This window comes from Erwinia sp. MYb416 (assembly GCF_037479575.1).
In the GTDB taxonomy this organism is placed as follows: Bacteria; Pseudomonadota; Gammaproteobacteria; order Enterobacterales; family Enterobacteriaceae; genus Erwinia; species Erwinia rhapontici.
Genome location: NZ_JBBGYT010000433.1, coordinates 1 through 916 on the forward strand (window position 1 = coordinate 1; position 916 = coordinate 916).

The 916-nt window shown below is 53.7% G+C and carries 2 protein-coding genes; both read left to right on the plus strand.

The window, feature by feature from the left end:
* A partial coding sequence (locus tag WH277_RS08260; RefSeq protein WP_339505230.1) for a hypothetical protein occupies nucleotides 1-186 on the plus strand: 186 nt, incomplete at its 5' end.
* A gap of 37 nt (nucleotides 187-223) precedes the next feature.
* A complete protein-coding gene (locus WH277_RS08265; protein ID WP_234472516.1) occupies nucleotides 224-850 on the plus strand; it encodes a cupin domain-containing protein in 627 nt (208 codons plus the stop codon).
* The last annotated feature ends 66 nt before the right edge of the window (nucleotides 851-916 follow it).

The window sequence follows — 916 nt, forward strand, 5'->3', positions numbered from 1 at the left end:
GTTACATACAGTAATAGTAACAATGTGTTATCGAGTGATCGTAAAGTCAAATCTCAGGGTGAGGGGGATCAAAGGTGGGTAACCACCAATGAATTTGGCTTAAGTTCATTTAAATTAATAAGTTATGTGATCTGCGGCGTAGGGAAAAGATTGCAAGCTGGCGGAATAGTGCCACAATTAATTTAACAATCACTCAACAAGGCAATTTGACCAGGAGCCTGATATGGTGACCCATTCTCGCAGTGTAATGTTAATGATGTCGTTTGCTGCCGGGACCTTTGCTGCAGGTGCCTCCTCAAACCCGCGCCATCTGATGCTGGCGCAACCCTCACAGGGTATCCCCAATAACCCGTTGCCGCTGATCATCTACCCACAGGTGGTGCCGGACGAGCCGGAAGAAGGGGCGGAAGAGTTATCGCCAGACGATTTGGCGCAGTGGTTCCGCGCTGAGTTTGGCCGCCACGGCTGGCCAGTCAGCTGGCACGCCCCGATTTATCCCTACACCCACTATCACCCGAATACCCATGAATTGCTGGGGATCACCTGCGGCTGGGCCGAGATCCTGTTTGGCGGCGAAAGCGGGCGCATGGTCACCGTTTATGCCGGTGATGTGATACTGATACCGGCGGGCGTCGGGCATCAGCAAATTGCCGCCAGCGATGATTTCATGGCCGTGGGGGCTTACCCGCCGGGCGTGACGCCGAAAACCCTGCGTGACGAGCAGGCATTGATGGAACAGTCTATGCTTGAAATAAAACGCGTCGCGATGCCTGAAACCGATCCCATTACCGGTGGGGAAGGGGCATTAACAGAAGTCTGGCACCCGCTGGCACGCAAAGAATCTCTCTAATCGTTTTACGGGAATGCACCATACTGGTGCGTTCCCCTTCCGCGCTTCGCTTTCCCTGACCCGATT

Bases quoted from the DNA above. Each gene is read 5' to 3' on its own strand.
- WH277_RS08265 (WP_234472516.1), top strand. From the start codon at position 224: ATGGTGACCCATTCTCGCAGTGTAATGTTAATGATGTCGTTTGCTGCC.